A 15,570-nucleotide genomic window follows, 5' to 3' on the forward strand; every position below is an offset into this window, starting at 1 on the left:
GATGCGAACGACCGTTTGAATCGACTTGCCGCCGCCGCCGCGTGGCGTAGTGTGTCGGAAAATGCCGTCCTTCTGGGACTGGCCACCTAGGGAGATGAGACGATGGCCGACTTCGGCGGAACCGAACTCGACGCCTTCCGCGCCGAGACCCGCGCCTGGCTGGAGGCCAACTATCCCGCGTCCCTAAGCGCCCCGATGGGCGAGGACGAGGCCCCTTGGGGCGGCCGCAAGATGGTTTGGAAGAATTCCGACGCCAAGCTCTGGCTGGACCGCATGGCCGCCAAGGGCTGGACCGCGCCGATGTGGCCCCAGGAATACGGCGGCGGCGGTCTCTCCAAGGCGCAGAACAAGGTGTTGGAGCAGGAGCTTCGCCGGCTCAAGGCGCGCCCCGCCCTGATGAGCTTCGGCATCTGGATGCTGGGCCCGGTGCTGCTGGAATACGCCACCGAGGCGCAGAAGCAGCGCTTCCTGCCCCAGATCGTGAAGGGCGAGATCCGCTGGTGCCAGGGCTATAGCGAACCCGGCGCGGGCTCGGACCTCGCCGCCCTGCAGACCAAGTGCGAAGACAAGGGCGACCACTACCTGATCAACGGCCAGAAGGTCTGGACCAGCTACGCCGACCAGGCCGACTGGATCTTCTGCTTGGTGCGCACCGATACCTCGAAGAAGCACGAGGGCATCTCGTTCGTGCTGTTCGACATGACCTCGCCCGGCGTCGAGGCCCGGCCGATCAAGCTGATCAGCGGCTCCTCGCCATTCTGCGAGACCTTCTTCGACAATGTGAAGGTCCCCAAGGACCAGCTGGTCGGCAAGCTGAACGGCGGCTGGGACATCGCCAAGCGCCTGCTTCAGTATGAGCGCCAGAACATCAGCGCCTCGGGCTTCGGCGGCGGTGGCGGACTGAGCCCCGTCGAGGCGGCCAAGAAGGAGATCGGCGTCGACAGCGAAGGGCGGATCGCCGACGGCGACTTCCGCGCCCGCCTGGCGGCCCATTCGATGGACGCCCACGCCTTCATGCTGACCGTGCGCCGGGCCGAGGCGGAATCCAAGCAGGGCTCGGGCCCCAGCGCCGCCGTATCAATCATCAAGTACGCGGCCGCCAAGATGAACCAGGAACGCACTGAACTCCTGGTCGAGGCGCTCGGCCTCCAGGGTCTCGGCTGGGAGGGCGAAGGCTTCAGCGCCGAGGAGCTGGCCGCCCCGCGCGCCATGCTGCGCGCCAAGGGCAATTCGATCGAGGGCGGCACCAGCGAGGTGAACCTCAACGTCGTCGCCAAGCGCGTTCTCGGCCTCCTGGATCACCAATAGTCCGATGATCGAGTTCTGGTACGAGTTCGCCTCGACCTATTCCTATCCGGCGGCCATGCGCATCGAGCGGCTGGCCGCCGATCGGGGCGTGGCGGTGGCTTGGCGGCCCTTCCTGCTGGGACCGCTGTTCCATGAGCAGCAAGGGCTGAACGACAGTCCTTTCAACGCCTTCCCCGTGAAAGGCGACTATATGTGGCGCGACCTGGAGCGGGTCTGTGCGGACTCGGGCCTGCCGCTTCGTCATCCCAGCCAGTTCCCGCGCAACAGCCTGCTGGCCGCCCGCGTGGCGATCGTCGGGCTGGAGGATGGCTGGACTCCGGCGTTCAGCCGCGCGGTCTACCAGGCCAATTTCGTCGACGACCAGGACATCGGCAGTCCCGAGGTGCTCGCGCCGCTGATCGCGGCGGTGGGCGCCGGTCCCGAGCACGTCCTGGCCGCCGCCCAGTCCGATCCGATCAAGGCCAGGCTGAAGGATCATGTCCGCATGGCCAAGGAGCGCGGCCTGTTCGGCGCGCCCAGCTTCCTCACCGCCGACGGAGAGCTCTTCTGGGGCAACGACCGTCTGGAACAGGCCCTCGACTGGGCCGTCCGTCATCAATCCAGGGAGCACGCCTGATGGCCGTCCTGACCGAAGAACAGACCATGCTGCGTGACGCCGCCAAGGGCTGGACCAGCCAAAGCGCGCCCGTTGGCGCCCTGCGCAAGCTGCGCGACGGTAAGACCGGACAGAGCTTCGATCCCGCCGCCTGGGCCGAGATGGGCGCCATGGGCTGGGCCGGCGTGGTCGTGCCCGAAGCCTATGACGGCTCGGCCTTCGGCTATCTGGGCCTGGGTCTGATCCTCGAAGAGACCGGCCGGACCCTGGCCGCCTCGCCCCTGCTCTCCACCGCCATGATCGCCGCCTCGGCCCTGCAGTTGGGCGGGTCGGACGACCAGAAGCAAGCCTGGCTGCCCAGGATCGCCACCGGCGAGGCCGTCGCCACCTTGGCGATCGACGAAGGCTCGCACCACGCGCCGGCGCGCACGGCGCTGACCGCGACCAGGGGCGCCAGCGGCTATGTCCTGAATGGAACCAAGACCTTCGTGCTGGACGGCGAGGCCGCCGACCTGCTGATCGTCGCCGCGCGCACCGGCGGCAAGCCCGGCGACACCGATGGCCTGACCCTGTTTCTGGTTCCGGGCGACGCGCCCGGCGTGACCCGCACGCACCTGGCGCTGGTCGACTCGCGCGGCGCGGCGCGCATCGCCTTCGACGGTGTCGAGGTCGGCATGGCCTCCGTGCTGGGCCAGGTCGACAAGGGTTGGGCGGTGCTGGAGCCGACCCTGGACCGCGCCTATGCAGGTCTCGCCGCTGAAATGCTCGGCAGCGCCAGCGCCGCCTTCGACATCACGCTGGACTATCTGAAGACCCGCACCCAGTTCGGTCAGGTGATCGGCACGTTCCAGGCGCTGCAGCACCGCGCCGCCAAGTGGTTCACCGATCTGGAGACCACGCGCTCATGCGTCGAGGCCGCCCTGGAAGCCGTCGATGCGGGCGGGGACACCCGCGCCCTCGCCTCTCTCGCCAAGGCCAAAGCCAGCGAACTCGTGCATCTCGCCTCCAACGAGATGGTGCAGATGCATGGCGGCATCGGCATGACCGACGCCCACGACGCCGGCCTCTACATGAAACGCGCCCGCGTCACCGAGGCCCTGTTCGGCGGCGCCAGCTTCCATCGCGACCGCTACGCCCGCCTGATGGGCTTCTGATCGTCGTCAGGCGCTAGTCAAATATTTCGAAAGGCCGCCGATCTTCGGCGGCCTTTTTCTTATCAACGTCAGCTCACCCTAAGTTGCGCCACGCTCTCAATGAGTAGTTATGTCGGGAAGCCGACAAACCGATGGCGTATCAAATGATGACCTAAAACAGCGAGTTTCTTCGACTCTACTATTTTTGCGGCGCTCTTGACTGGATTGTGTCGGCTAAGCGACGGCGCGCCTTTCGTGGCCCACCTATATCTTGCAACCCTTGCCGTAAGACGGCGTTCGATTCCGCATGACTGGGCCGTTAGCGACCTTGAAGAACCGCCTGCTTTCCGCGATGCCGTCCGAAGACAGGGCCCTGCTCACGCCTCATCTGACCACGGTCGAACTCGAGAAAGGCCGCCTGCTCTACGATCCAGGCGACCTGATCGATCACGTGTATTTTCCGAATGATTGCCTGATCTCGCTACTGACCTTGATGGAGAACGGCGCGGCGATCGAGTCGGCCACCATCGGCCGCGAGGGGGCCCTGGGCCTCATGGCCGCCGTCGCCCCCCGTCAGTCGCTAAGCCGCGCCATCGTCCAGGCCCCCGGCTCGGCGCTCCGCATCGCCTCGGGTCCGCTGCATGACGCTTGGAACCGCAGTCCGGCCCTGCGAGACCTGACCGACCGCCATAACGAGGCGCTGTTCGGCCATGCGATCCAGTCGGTCGCCTGCAACGCCCTGCACGCGGTCGAGGCCCGCTTCTGCCGCTGGCTGCTCTCGTGTCACGACCGCATCGACAGTAATACGGTCAGCCTGACGCAGGAATTCCTGGCCGACATGCTGGGCGTCCAGCGAACCACCGTGACGGCCGTGGCCGGCTCGATGCAAGCCAAGGGCCTGATCCGCTACCGCCGCGGCGTGGTCGACATCCTGGACCGCGGCGGCCTCGAAGCGATGGCCTGCGAGTGCTACGGCGCAGTGCGCCGCGGCTACGAGCGACTGCTGCCGGCCTCGTTCGCCGACTAGCGCCGGCGAGCCGGCGGCTCTCTTTCTTGACTAGCGCCGGCGAGCCGGCGGCTCTCTTTCTTGACTAGCGCCGGCGAGCCGGCGCGGGCGCATGGGCCAGGCGCAGCAGATTGGCCGCGCCCGGCGCGCCGAACGGTGTCCCGGCCACGACCAGCAGGCGCTCGCCCGGCGCGACCAGACCCAGTTCCAGGGCCTTGCTCGAGGCGTCGGTGGTGACAACCTCCAGGCTGTCGGGCTGGGCGCTGACGCGGGGCTCGACGCCCCAGCATAGGGCCATGCGGCGCACGGCGTTGATGTCCGGCGACAAGGCCAGCACCGGCTGCAGCGGCCGTTCGCGGGCCAGGCGGCGCGCGGTCGCTCCGGTGGTGGTGAAGGCCACCAGGCACTTGGTCGAACCAGCCTTGGCCGCGCCGGCGGCGGCGACCACCAGCACGTCGGCGTCGTCGTCGTCGTGCCGCTGCTCGGCCTGCATCAGTTCGGGCCAACGGGGGTCGCGTTCGACCCGCTCGATGATGCGGTTCATCATCGAGACCGACTCTTCCGGATATTCGCCGGCCGCCGATTCCGCCGACAGCATCACCGCGTCCGCGCCCTCGTAGACGGCGTTGGCCACGTCCGAGGCCTCGGCCCGGGTCGGCGTGGGCGAGCTGATCATCGATTCCAGCATCTGGGTGGCGACGATCACCGGGATGCCCCGCTCGCGCGCCGCCCGCAAGATGACCTTCTGGGCCACCGGCACCTCCTCGGGCGCCATTTCGACGCCCAGGTCGCCGCGCGCCACCATGACGCCATCGCAGAGGTCGAGGATTGGACCCAGCACCTTCAGGGCCTGGGGCTTCTCGATCTTGGCCAGCACGGCGGCGCGGCCTTCGACGATGCGGCGCAGTTCGGCCATGTCTTCCGGGGCCTGCACGAACGACAGGGCGATCCAGTCGACGCCCAGGCGCAGGGCGAAGGCCAGGTCCTCGCGATCCTTGGCCGTCAGCGGCGACATCGGGATGACCACGTCGGGCACCGCCACGCCCTTGCGCTCGGACAGCTTGCCGCCATTGACGACCGTGGTGTTGGCGTAGCCGGGACCAGCCTCGGTCACCGTCATGCGCAGCTTGCCGTCGTCCAGCAACAGGGTCGCGCCGGGCCGCATGGCCGTCAGGATCTCGGGATGCGGCAGATGCACCCGCGTCTCGTCGCCCGGGGCCGGGTCGCTATCGAAGCGGAACGCCTGGCCGGCCTTCAGAACGACCGGGCCGTTGGCGAACTTGCCGACGCGCAGCTTGGGGCCCTGCAGGTCGGCCAGGATGCCCAGCGGGCGATCGACGATCGCCTCGGCCTCGCGGATCGCCGCGTAGACCGCCGCGTGGGTCTCGTGCGCTCCGTGGCTGAAGTTCAGGCGGAACACGTCGGCCCCGGCCTTGGCCAGGGTGACGATCATGTCGCGTGAACTGGAGGCGGGACCGATCGTGGCGACGATGCGGGAGCGACGGGCGCGGATCATGCCGTCGCTCCTTCTTGTTGGATCAGCTTGGCGGACAGAAGGCGTCGCCCTCGTTGGACGCCAGCCGAATTTCCGTGAACGACAACGTCAGCCGCCCGGTGGTGGACAGCGCGAATGGGGAGGAAACATGCGTCATGTCCGCCCCCTTGGCCATGAAACAGGAAAGTTTGATCTTGGCCGTACGCCATTCGCCGATTTTCGCACCTGACAACGCTGACGTCACGTCTACAGCCGCCCCGCAGGATTCGCCACAGCCTATCCCAAGGGAAACGGGTTTCTCCGGGGAGGCGTCGACGCGGTAGCGGATCATCACGGCCATGTCGCCGGTGGTCTGGCGAGACAGGTCGACGGGCTGGCCCATGATGTTCAACGCGCCGGAGCCTTCCCCGCTCCATGTCGCCTGGCGCGCGTTTTCCTGGGCGCCGGCGTCGACCGTCTTCACCGAGACGGCCCCGGCGGCGTTCATCGTCCACGGCGCGGGCGCGCGCCCAGCGACGAAGTAGCGATCGACATTGACCGCCGCCGACGCCGTCCCCGGATCCTCGGACAGCGCTCCGACCTTGCCCGGCTTGGCGTAGCTCAAGCCGTAGCCGTAGGCGAACAGCGGGTCGTAGTTCTTGTCGCCGACATTGATCGGCTCCTGGTCGGCGCGCTTCGGCCAACTGAACGAGAGCTTGCCCTGGAAGTCGTGGCGCGGCTTGCCGGCCTTGTCGCCGATCAGCACGTCCGCGACCCCGCCGCCTTCCGAGCCCGGCAGCCAGGCCGCGACGAAGGCGTCCGAGGCGTTGATCTCTGGGTTGGTCCACAGCGGGCGGCCACTCAGGAACACCGACACCACCGGGATGCCGGCGGCCTTCAGCTTTTTCAACAGCGCCAGGTCGGTCTTGTCGCCCGGCTGATATTCGGCCGTGGCGATGTCGCCCTGGAACTCGGCATAGGGGTTCTCGCCGAACACCACGATCGCGACATCCGGCTTTTGCTTGAAGTCGCCGGACACCGACAGTTCGGCGCTGCCGCCGCCCGCCTTCACCGCCTCGGCGACGCCGGCATAGATCGACTGGCCGTGCGGGAAGTCGCTGTTCTTGTTGCCGGTCCCTTGCCAGGTCAGGGTCCAGCCGCCGGCCGCCTTGCCGATGTCGTCCGCCCCATCGCCGGCCACCAGCACGTGGGCCGAGCTCTTCAGCGGCAGCACGCCCTCGTTCTTCAGCAGGACCAGCGACTTGCGGACCGCCTCGCGGGCCACGGCGCGGTGCGCGGGGGCGCCCAGCAGCTCGTACTTGCCTTCCAGTGGACGCTTGTCCTCGAACAGACCCGCCTTGACCTTGACCCGCAGGATGCGGCGCACGGCGTCGTCGATCCGCGCCATCGGGATCTGGCCGGCCTTCACCTGGGCCAGAGTGTTGTCGTAGAGGCCCTTCCAGCTGTCGGGGGCCATCATCATGTCCATGCCGGCGTTGTAGGCCTGGGCGCAGTTGGTGTTGGTGCAGCCCTCGACCTGGCCGTGGGCGTTCCAGTCGCCGACGACGAAACCCTGGAAGCCCAGCCGTCCCTTCAGCACGTCGGTCAGCAGGCTCTTGTTGCCGGTGTGCTTGACCCCGTTCCAGCTGGAGAACGAGACCATCACCGACAGGATGCCGGCGTCGATGGCCGGCGGATAGCCGGCCGCGTGCAGACGCACGAGCTCGGCCTCGGAGATCTTGGCGTCGCCTTGATCCTTGCCGCTCTCGGTGCCGCCGTCGGCCAGGAAGTGCTTGGCCGAGCCGGCCACGTGGCCGGGCGTCAGTGGCTTGCCGGCGACCAGCGCGCCCTGCAGCCCCAGGGTCATCGGGCCGGAATAGGTCTTCACCACCTCCGGATCCTCGGCGTAGCCCTCGTAGGCCCGGCCCCAGCGCTCGTCGCGCGGCACGGCCACCGTGGGGCCAAAGGTCCAGTCGGCGCCCGAGGCGGCCATCTCCTCGGCCGTCGCCGCGCCGATGCGCCGGATCAGGTCGGGATCGCGGGCCGCGCCCAGGCCAATATTGTGCGGGAAGATCGTGGAGCCGACGACGTTGTTGTGCCCGTGCACGGCGTCGACGCCGAAGATGATCGGAATTTCCTGGTGACCGCCACGGCTCGAAAGCGCCGCGGCGCGGAAGGCGCGGATCCATTCGACCCAGCGCTGGGGCGTGGCCCGGTCGTTGCCGTCGGGCGCGCTGTTGCCGCCGACCAGCACCGAACCCAGGCGATAGCGCTTCAGCTCTTCCGGCGTTATCGACGCGCCGTCGGCCTGGATAGTCTGGGCGACCTTCTCCTCCACCGTCATCTGGCCCATCAGCCGGGTGATGAAAGCCTCGGTCTTGGCGTCGGTGATCGCCGCGGGACTGGCGGCCTTGGGCCAGACGTCAGGGTGCGCGACCGCGGCCGACGAGGCCTGGGCCAGGGACGTCCCCGCCAGACCGCCGGCCAGGATGAGAGCCACGGCGGAGACGCGGACGAGACGACCGGATACGGACATGATGCTTCCCAGCATAGGTCCGCCCCCCGACGGACCCTGCGAAATGTCTAGAAAAGACGCCCGGCGCGGCGCTTGCGGGGTGACCGCGCCGAGCGAAAGAAAAGCGGTCAGGTCCGCTTGGAGGGGAGTGATCGTGCGCACAGGGCGCGACGGGCGCTGGACTGGCCAGACGAGGTCATTTGGCGTTTCCTCCTGACGCCGCCTTTCCGTGGGCGACCGTCTTGATCAGAGTGATCTCACGTCGATTGGACAGCGCTGTCAAGTACAATATGATTGCGCTACCATGTCAGCGACGCCCCTGAAACGACCTAAACCGCCGCTGGTCCGGTGGATTCCCGCACCACCAGCTCGAAATCCAGCAGGCGCGACGGCGGCGGGGCCCCCTCCTCCTGCTCGACGCCGCGCATCAGCATGTCGGCGGCCGCGCCGGCCATGGCGGCGATCGGCTGACGCACTGTGGTCAGCTGGGGCCAGGTGATCTTGGCCCCCGGCGTGTCGTCGAAACCGGCGACGGACAGCTGGGCCGGCAGGTCCAGGCGCATCCGGTTGGCCACGGCCATGACCCCTAGGGCCATGTCGTCGTTCGAGGCGAAGATCGCGGTCGGACGGTCCGCGCCGCCCAGCAGCTTCTCGGCGGCCTCGAAACCCGAGCGGAACGAGAACCAGCCCTGCTCGACGCGGTCGTCGCGAATAGGCAGGCCCGCGTCGCGCATCGCGTCGATGAAGCCCTGATGGCGGCGAGCCGAGGCGCCGTGGTCCGGGTGACCGATGATGAAGCCGATATCCTTGTGGCCCAGCCCGATCAGATGCTTGGTCATCTCGTAGGCGGCCAGGCGGTCGTCCATGCTGACCCACGGCGCGCGATCGATCTCGCCGCCCGGCGCGATGCGGACATAGGCCACGCCCTCCCGCTCCAGCGCGGCCAGCACCACCGGATGGTCGCTGAGCGGCGGGGTCAGGATCACGCCGTCCATGCGCAGCGTCGCCAGCATCGGCGCGACCTGCGCCTCGACATCGCCGGTCGAGTCGATCGGCTCGACGATCAGGTGATAGCCCTCCTGCCGGCACCGAGCGATCGCGCCCAGCTGCACGTCGGTGACGTAGCCGGGGCTGGGGTTGTCGAAGAAGACGCCGATCAGATAGGCCTTCGAGCCCGCCAGGCTGCGAGCCGAGATGTTGGGCCGATAGTTCAGCGCCGCCACCGTCGCCTGCACCCGATCACGGGTGTCGGCCTTGACGTTGGGCTCACGGTTGAGGACCCGCGAAACGGTCTTGATCGAGACCCCGCTCTCGCGGGCGACGTCGTGGATCGTGATCTTGGCGCTCAATTCCGTCCCTCGCCGCCCTGATTCGGTCGGTTACGGCCGATACTAAGCCATGACAGGGTTGTCATGGCGAGCCCCAAGCGCCGGATCGTCCAAAACGTCAAAGTGGCGGGGGTTTACAATCTAAAATCGACGCCATTATCCATGGTTGTGCGTCACGTCGACGTCTGCGGGGGCTTTGTATGTTGAACTGGAAGATCGCGGCCATGGCGGCCGCGCTTGGGGGGATATGCGCGAATTCGGCCGCGGCTCAAGTGGAGACCGATACCGTCGCGCGGCTGAACCAGTTGGGCCGGTACGCGGGCCACGCCACGATCTGCGAGCACTTTGGCTTTCAGGTTCACCAAGACAGGGTCGAGGGGTATGCCAACAACGCCATAGCGTTAGGTCAGCGCGCTGGCCTTTCGGAGGACTTGGCATACGGCTACGTCAAGAGCGCCATGGACGACGCCATGCGCCTGGCCCAAATTGACATCAAGGAAATGGCCGGCGGAAGCCACGATGACGAAGCCAGCCTGGCGCAGAATGTCCGCGCGAAGGCCCGCAAGATCATCACCGGCTGCCGTGAAGTGGCCCACGATCCGGCGGGGCGCAGTATCCTTTCCGACTCCGTCCTGAGCGACGACATCTTGCTGCGCAACGCCACCGACGCCGTTTTGATGCCTACGGGTTACGCCAGCTGGCAGACGCCGTACATGCGCGCGGGCGCGGACATGGTTCAGGCGGTGGCGGTTTGCGCCGGGCATCTGGACCGTGACCAGGCCGACGCCTACCTCGCGGGCCTTTACGCGCCTGACCGCTTCCCACCGGCGATCAGGGACAAGGCGCGGGAATATCTCGATTTCTGGAAGCAGAAGGGTCGCGAAATGGCCGCCGATACTGATCTAGACGCCACACAGTGTAACCGGCTGCTGACCACGCGCGCCGCCGCATTGAAGGCCGCCACGCCGAAACCCGCGGCGGCCAAGGCGAAGCGCTAAGTCCACCAACCCAGGCGGTCTCTTACGAGACCGCCGCCCTGCCCTCCGGCGTCAGCGCCACGGCCGCGCCGATCAGCGCCGTGTGCGGGTGCAGGATCACGTGGGTCGGGATCGCCTGGGTGAAGCCCGACAGCCGCCCCTTGGCGTCGAAGCGTTCGCGGAACGGGCTCTTTTCCAGGATGTCGATGATCCGGGGCGCGATGCCGCCGGCGATGAATACCCCGCCGCGCGCGCCCAGGGTCAAGGCGATGTCGCCGGCCGTCGCACCCAGCACCGCGCAGAAGCGGTTCACGGTGGCCAGGCTGTCGGCGCAGCCTTCGACCGCGCGTTCGGTGATCTGTTTGGCCAGCAGAGGTTCTACCTTGCGGCCCTCGGCGGCGGCCAGGGCGACGTGCAGGTCCTCCATACCCGGGCCCGACAGGATGCGCTCGACCGAGACGCGGCCGCCATCCAGCTGCTTGGTCAGAGCGCGCAGCACCTCGATCTCGATGTCGTCGACCGGCGCGAAGGCGACGTGACCGCCCTCGGTGGCCAGCGGAATCTCCTGACCGTGACGGCGCACCAGGCCGGCGACGCCGAAGCCGGTGCCCGGGCCGAGGATGGCCAGATCCCCCTCGCCCGAGGTCGGCAGCTCGCCGATCTGCCGCAGATCCTTCGGCGTCAGCCGCGGCGCGGCCAGGGCCTGGGCCGTGAAGTCGTTGATCAGCTTGGCGGTGCGGAAGCCGCCCGCGCGACGCAGGCTGTCCTCCGAGATCCGCCAATCCAGGTTGGTCATGTGGACCGAGCCGTGCTCGATCGGGCCCGCCACGGCGACCACCGCCTGGTCGGGATGCCTGACCCCGACCTTCTGCAGATAGTGGGCTATGGCGTCCTCGGCCGTGCTGTAGTCCTCACCCTTGTAGGTGGTGGGTTCGATCAGCCGCGGATCCTGACCGTCGAATTCGACCAGGGCGAAGCGGGCGTTGGTGCCGCCGATGTCGCCGACGAGGCCGAGACCCCCGCTGTGATTGCCGTCCATGACCGAGTGCTTCCTCAAGCGAAGACGGAGGCGCCGGCGTCGGCCGCGCCGACCCCCGACCGCATCCATCCGAACAGTTCCCTACCAAAGCCCGGCTTGCTCGCCGGAACGTTCGCCGGCGTGCGAGCCAGCAGCGCCGCCTCGTCCACCAGAATTTTCAATTCGCCGGTCTCGGCGTTGACTCGGATCACGTCGCCGTCCTGGACATAGGCCAGAGGCCCGCCCTTGGCGGCTTCCGGCGTCACGTGAATGGCGGCCGGGGTCTTGCCCGAGGCGCCGGACATGCGGCCGTCGGTGACCAGGGCGACCTTGTAGCCGCGGTCCAGCAGCACCGAGATCGACGGCGACAGGTTGTGCAGTTCGGGCATGCCGTTGGCCGACGGGCCCTGGAAACGGACGACGACGACGACGTCGCGGTCCAGCTCGCCGCGCTTGAAGGCGGCGATGAAGTCTTCCTGCTCCTGGAACACGGCGCAGGGCGCTTCGATTACGTGGTGTTCCGGTTTCACGGCCGAGATCTTCATGACGCCGCGGCCCAGGTTGCCGGACAGCAGGCGCAGTCCGCCTTCCTTGCTGAAGGGGTCGGAGACCGGGCGGACGATGGCGGTGTCTAGGCTCTCTTGAGTCCCCTCGCGCCAGGTCAGGACGCCGTCCTCGAGGTGCGGCTCCTGGGCGTACAGCGACAGGCCCGGACCGGCGATCGTCTGGACGTCCTCGTGGACCAGACCCGCCTTCAAGAGCTCGCGGATCACGAACGCCATGCCGCCGGCGGCCTGGAAGTGGTTCACATCGGCCGAGCCGTTCGGATAGACGCGGGCCAAGAGCGGCGTGGCCTTGGAGATGTCGTCCAGGTCCTCCAGCGTCAGCTGGACGCCGGCCGCGTGAGCCATGGCGACGATGTGCAGGGCCAGGTTGGTCGAGCCGCCCGTGGCCATCAGCCCGACCACGCCGTTGACGATCGACTTCTCGTCGATCATCCGGCCGACCGGGATGAACTCGTTGCCCTTGTTGGTCACGGCGGCGGCGCGGCGCGCGGCTTCCTTGACCAGGGCTTCGCGCAGCGGCGTGTTGGGGTGGACGAAGGCCGAGCCGGGCAGATGGAAGCCCATCAGCTCCATCAGCATCTGGTTGGTGTTGGCCGTGCCGTAGAAGGTGCAGGTGCCCGGGCCGTGATAGCTGGCGCTCTCGGCCTCCAGCAGTTCGGCGCGGCCGACCTTGCCCTCGGCGTAGAGGGCGCGGATGCGGGCCTTCTCACTGTTGGGCAGGCCCGAGGTCATCGGGCCGGCCGGCACGAACAGGGCCGGCAGGTGGCTGAAGGTCAGGGCGCCGATGACCAGGCCCGGCACGATCTTGTCGCAGACCCCCAGATAGAGCGCGGAGTCGAAGGCGTCGTGGGTCAGGGCCACGGCCGTGGCCATGGCGATGACGTCGCGCGAGAACAGCGACAGCTCCATGCCCGGACGGCCCTGGGTGACGCCATCGCACATGGCCGGCACGCCGCCAGCGAACTGGGCGGTGGCCCCGACCTCGCGCGCGGCCGCCTTGATCAGCGCCGGATATTCTTCCAGCGGCTGGTGGGCCGACAGCATGTCGTTATAGGCCGAGACGATGCCGATGTTCGGCGCGTTCGGATCCAGCGCCCGGACCTTGTCGACGCCCGGCGAGGCGGCGAAGGCGTGGGCCCAGTTGGCGCAGGACAGCTTGGCCCGGCCTGGCTGGCTCTCGATCGCGTGCTGCATGTTGGCGAGATAGGCCGCGCGGCTGTCCTTGCTGCGCGCCACGATGCGGGCGGTGACTTCGGCGATGACCGGGTTCAGGCTCATGGCGATCTACTCCGCCCAGAGGATACGGACCTTGGCGCGGTCCTGCTTCAGGATAGCGGCGACCGGCAGGGCCGGATCGACGTCGCCTTCCAACAACGCTTTCTTGGCCACGCCGGTCACCAGCAGCACGATCAGATCGGTGCGGGTCAGGGCGGCGAGGGTCAGGCTAAGGCGCTGGATGTCCGGGGCCGGATCGCCGGGCGGCACGGCCAGCACCGAGCGCTCGGACGAGAGGTCCAGGCCCCGCGCCAGCACCGGGTTTCCCGGGAACAGCGAGGCGAAGTGGCCGTCGGGACCGACGCCCAGCAAAACGACGCCGAACGGCGCGGCGGCGTTCACGCCCTCCTCCGCCTTCAGCGCGCTCTCCTCGTGGCTGACGCCCTCGAAGAACAGCGGCGCGAACTGGGCCTTGGCCGCCTCCCCGGTCAGCAGGTGACGACGGACCAAACCCTCGTTGCTGCTGGGATCGGTCGGCGGGACGAAGCGCTCGTCGGTCAGGGTGACCGTGATCTTGTCCCAGGGCGCGGTCAGGGTGGCCAGGCGGTCATAGACCGGGGCCGGCGTCGTGCCGCCGGTCGCGGCGAAGCCCGCACGGCCGTGGGTCGCCACGGCCGTGGTCAGCGCCCCGACCAGGATCGAGGCGGCCGCGTCATAGAGGGCTTCGCGCGAGCCGAAGGCTTCCAGCTTGGGCATGGTCAGGCCTTCCAGGACCGGCCGCCGGGCGAGATCAGACCTTGCGCCGACTGCGGTCCCCAGGTGCCCGCCGCATAGGGCGCGGGTTCGATGCCGGCGTCCGCCCAGGCGGCCGAGACGGCGTCGATGAACCTCCAGGCCTGCTCGACCTCGTCGCGCCGCACGAACAGGGTGCGGTCGCCGCGGAAGACGTCCAGGAACAGCTTCTCGTAGGCGATGCGGCGACGGCCGCCGCTCTGGCCGAACGACAGCGACAGCGGCAACGACTGCAGCCGCATGCCCTCTTCCGACAGGCCCGGACGCTTGTTCATCAGAGTCAGGACGATGTTCTCGTCCGGCTGCAGGTCGATGACCAGCCGGTTGGCGCACAGGTCGTTGTCGGTCGCCATGCCGAAGATATTGTGCGGCAGCGGTTTGAACTGGACGACGATCTGGGTGCGGCGGTCCGGCAGGTTCTTGCCGGTGCGCAGGAAGAACGGCACGCCGTCCCAGCGCCAGTTGTCGATCGCCACCTTCATGGCCACGAAGGTCTCGGTCTTGGTGGGCTTGCCGACTTCCTCGACATAGCCCGCGCGCGCGCCGCCCTCGACCACGCCGGCCACGTACTGGCCACGCACGGTGTCGTGGGCCACGGTCTCGCGCGTGAACGGACGCAGGCTGCGGAGAACCTTGACCTTCTCGTCGCGGACGGCGTCGGGGTCGAAGCCCGACGGCGCCTCCATGGCGACCAGGCAGAGCAGCTGCAGCATGTGGTTCTGCACCATGTCCCGCAGCGCGCCGTACTCGTCGTAATAGGGCCAGCGGTCGCCGACCTTCTCGGTCTCGGCGATGGTGATCTGCACGTGGTCGATCGTGTTGCGATCCCACAGGGGCTCGAACAGCACGTTGGCGAAGCGCAGGGCGGTCAGGTTTTGGACCGTCTCCTTGCCCAGATAGTGGTCGATCCGGAAGATCTGGCTCTCGTCGACGATCGCGCCGACGGCGGCGTTGGTCTTCCTGGAGCTTTCCAGGTCGCGGCCGATCGGCTTTTCCAGCACCAGGCGCGTCTCGGGGCCGGTCAGGCCGGCCGCCTGCAGGGCCGCGCAGGCCGGGCCGTACAGGCTGGGCGACAGCGAGAAGAAGATCACCAGGCTGCCATGCGGGCCGATCCGGTCGGCCAAGCGCTTGGTGTCCTCTTCCTTGGTGATGTCGACGGCGACGTAGTCGAGACGCGCGGCCAGGCGGTTCCAGGCCGCCTCCTCCAGCGTGGCGCGCTTGGCCAGCTGTTCGCGCACCAGGGCCTTGTAGCTGGCGGCGTCATGGTCCGCGCGAGCCACGCCGACGATCCGCAGGTCGTGCGGCAGCAGGCGATCGACTTCCAGGAAGTAGAGCGAAGGCAGAAGCATCCGCAGGGCCAGATCGCCCGCGCCGCCCAATAGCACCAACACTTCGCGGCCGTTTTCGCCGTCGTCGTTCTTCTTAGCCAATGTCGTCCACCCTATGACAACGTTGTCATGACATGCCTGCGTCAGAATGGCAAGCACCCGCGAGCCGATGGTCCTTGTGGAACGATCAGCGGGCCCTAACTAGGCTAAACGTCTGGAGCCCGCCATAAGACCAATCAGGTTTCGGCGGGTATTTTTCGGGCGCTTGAAAGCGCTTCGAGGATGCTCATGCCTCGAAGGGCGAAGGATTCCGAC

12 protein-coding genes are annotated in these 15,570 nt (G+C 68.0%); 5 read left to right on the forward strand and 7 right to left on the reverse strand.

The genetic code is table 11. From position 1 onward, the window contains the following. Positions 1-102: 102 nt before the first annotated feature. The 4 genes from ABIC66_RS05965 (at position 103) to ABIC66_RS05980 (ending at position 4,063) form a co-directional block, all read left to right on the forward strand. Positions 103-1,308 (forward strand): acyl-CoA dehydrogenase family protein, encoded by a 1,206-nt coding sequence (locus ABIC66_RS05965; protein ID WP_354068534.1) that lies wholly within the window; start codon positions 103-105, stop codon positions 1,306-1,308. Between the two features lie 4 nt (positions 1,309-1,312). After that, positions 1,313-1,924 carry a 2-hydroxychromene-2-carboxylate isomerase gene (locus ABIC66_RS05970; RefSeq protein ID WP_354068536.1) on the forward strand — a complete coding sequence of 204 codons (612 nt, stop codon included), beginning with the start codon at positions 1,313-1,315 and terminating at the stop codon, positions 1,922-1,924. Then, positions 1,924-3,057 (forward strand): acyl-CoA dehydrogenase family protein, encoded by a 1,134-nt coding sequence (locus ABIC66_RS05975; RefSeq protein WP_354068538.1) that lies wholly within the window; start codon positions 1,924-1,926, stop codon positions 3,055-3,057. The genes ABIC66_RS05970 and ABIC66_RS05975 overlap by 1 nt, the downstream gene beginning before the upstream one ends. 286 nt (positions 3,058-3,343) lie before the next feature. Beyond that, positions 3,344-4,063 (forward strand): Crp/Fnr family transcriptional regulator, encoded by a 720-nt coding sequence (locus ABIC66_RS05980; protein WP_354068540.1) that lies wholly within the window; start codon positions 3,344-3,346, stop codon positions 4,061-4,063. Positions 4,064-4,127: 64 nt separating this feature from the next. Here ABIC66_RS05980 and pyk read toward each other — a convergent pair whose 3' ends face one another. From pyk to ABIC66_RS05995, 3 genes are all read right to left on the reverse strand, one after another. Continuing rightward, the gene (gene pyk, locus ABIC66_RS05985) at positions 4,128-5,558 is read right to left on the reverse strand and encodes a pyruvate kinase (protein WP_354068542.1); all 1,431 of its coding nucleotides are present in this window, start codon (positions 5,556-5,558) and stop codon (positions 4,128-4,130) included. A gap of 22 nt (positions 5,559-5,580) precedes the next feature. Continuing rightward, entirely contained in the window at positions 5,581-8,052 is a 2,472-nt protein-coding gene (locus ABIC66_RS05990) for a glycoside hydrolase family 3 protein (protein WP_354068544.1), read from the reverse strand. 308 nt (positions 8,053-8,360) lie between these two features. Beyond that, positions 8,361-9,380, reverse strand: coding sequence for a LacI family DNA-binding transcriptional regulator (locus ABIC66_RS05995; protein WP_354068546.1), 1,020 nt, complete (start codon positions 9,378-9,380; stop codon positions 8,361-8,363). A 179-nt stretch (positions 9,381-9,559) separates the two neighbouring features. Here ABIC66_RS05995 and ABIC66_RS06000 point away from each other — a divergent pair, with 179 nt between their 5' ends. Beyond that, positions 9,560-10,357 (forward strand): hypothetical protein, encoded by a 798-nt coding sequence (locus ABIC66_RS06000; protein ID WP_354068548.1) that lies wholly within the window; start codon positions 9,560-9,562, stop codon positions 10,355-10,357. 22 nt (positions 10,358-10,379) lie between these two features. On the opposite strand, the gene glk is transcribed toward ABIC66_RS06000, so the two are convergent. Genes glk through zwf form a run of 4 tightly spaced genes read right to left on the reverse strand, consistent with a single transcriptional unit; the run spans position 10,380 to position 15,357 of the window. Further along, complete coding sequence (glk, locus tag ABIC66_RS06005) at positions 10,380-11,375, reverse strand: glucokinase (protein WP_354068550.1); 996 nt, start codon at positions 11,373-11,375, stop codon at positions 10,380-10,382. Between the two features lie 14 nt (positions 11,376-11,389). Beyond that, positions 11,390-13,198 carry a phosphogluconate dehydratase gene (edd, locus tag ABIC66_RS06010; protein ID WP_354068552.1) on the reverse strand — a complete coding sequence of 603 codons (1,809 nt, stop codon included), beginning with the start codon at positions 13,196-13,198 and terminating at the stop codon, positions 11,390-11,392. A 6-nt stretch (positions 13,199-13,204) separates the two neighbouring features. Next, positions 13,205-13,891, reverse strand: coding sequence for a 6-phosphogluconolactonase (gene pgl, locus ABIC66_RS06015; RefSeq protein WP_354068554.1), 687 nt, complete (start codon positions 13,889-13,891; stop codon positions 13,205-13,207). Between the two features lie 2 nt (positions 13,892-13,893). After that, entirely contained in the window at positions 13,894-15,357 is a 1,464-nt protein-coding gene (gene zwf / locus ABIC66_RS06020; RefSeq protein ID WP_354068556.1) for a glucose-6-phosphate dehydrogenase, read from the reverse strand. Positions 15,358-15,570: the final 213 nt, after the last annotated feature.

Origin of the sequence: Caulobacter sp. 1776, from assembly GCF_040545685.1 — a bacterium.
Classification (GTDB): Bacteria; Pseudomonadota; Alphaproteobacteria; order Caulobacterales; family Caulobacteraceae; genus Caulobacter.

What these genes read in the sequence shown, in the direction of transcription:
- ABIC66_RS05970 (WP_354068536.1), top strand. Translation starts at nt 1,313, where the DNA reads ATGATCGAGTTCTGGTACGAGTTCGCCTCGACCTATTCCTATCCGGCG.
- glk (WP_354068550.1), bottom strand. Translation starts at nt 11,375, where the DNA reads ATGGACGGCAATCACAGCGGGGGTCTCGGCCTCGTCGGCGACATCGGC.
- ABIC66_RS05975 (WP_354068538.1), top strand. Translation starts at nt 1,924, where the DNA reads ATGGCCGTCCTGACCGAAGAACAGACCATGCTGCGTGACGCCGCCAAG.
- ABIC66_RS05965 (WP_354068534.1), top strand. Translation starts at nt 103, where the DNA reads ATGGCCGACTTCGGCGGAACCGAACTCGACGCCTTCCGCGCCGAGACC.
- ABIC66_RS05980 (WP_354068540.1), top strand. Translation starts at nt 3,344, where the DNA reads ATGACTGGGCCGTTAGCGACCTTGAAGAACCGCCTGCTTTCCGCGATG.
- ABIC66_RS06000 (WP_354068548.1), top strand. Translation starts at nt 9,560, where the DNA reads ATGTTGAACTGGAAGATCGCGGCCATGGCGGCCGCGCTTGGGGGGATA.
- ABIC66_RS05990 (WP_354068544.1), bottom strand. Translation starts at nt 8,052, where the DNA reads ATGTCCGTATCCGGTCGTCTCGTCCGCGTCTCCGCCGTGGCTCTCATC.
- pgl (WP_354068554.1), bottom strand. Translation starts at nt 13,891, where the DNA reads ATGCCCAAGCTGGAAGCCTTCGGCTCGCGCGAAGCCCTCTATGACGCG.
- edd (WP_354068552.1), bottom strand. Translation starts at nt 13,198, where the DNA reads ATGAGCCTGAACCCGGTCATCGCCGAAGTCACCGCCCGCATCGTGGCG.
- pyk (WP_354068542.1), bottom strand. Translation starts at nt 5,558, where the DNA reads ATGATCCGCGCCCGTCGCTCCCGCATCGTCGCCACGATCGGTCCCGCC.